1 protein-coding gene is annotated in these 376 nt (G+C 66.0%); it reads right to left on the minus strand.

Features of this window, described 5'->3' with window-relative positions:
- The coding region (locus SLNSH_RS24365) for a response regulator (RefSeq protein WP_245422477.1) at nt 1–344 on the minus strand (344 nt) is incomplete at its 3' end.
- Nucleotides 345–376 lie beyond the last annotated feature (32 nt).

Raw genomic sequence — 376 nt, forward strand, 5'->3', positions numbered from 1 at the left:
GTCTCTCTCTGGCTCAGTGGCTCCCCAGTACCCCGCTCGACCGAGACCGCATCGCCATCCCGCACCAGCGCTATCTCAGCCACCTGAGGGTCCAGGTACAAGCCTCCGTCGGCCACGGCCCGAAGGGCCCTGGGCAGATCGTCTGCTGCGGAGCGCTTCAGGACGTAACCCCGGGCGCCCGCGTCCATCAATCGGCGCACATAGGCGCGGTCCTCATGCACGGTCAGGACGAGAATCTTCACCTCCGGGCAGGTTTCCGTGAGCGCCCTGGCGAGGTCCGCCCCGTTCAGCTTCGGCATCGAGATGTCGATCACGGCCACCTCAGGCCGGATGCTGTTGATCATGTCTCGGGCCTTCTCGCCGTCAGGTGCATCAC

This window comes from Alsobacter soli, from assembly GCF_003004785.1.
In the GTDB taxonomy this organism is placed as follows: domain Bacteria; phylum Pseudomonadota; class Alphaproteobacteria; order Rhizobiales; family Beijerinckiaceae; genus Alsobacter; species Alsobacter soli.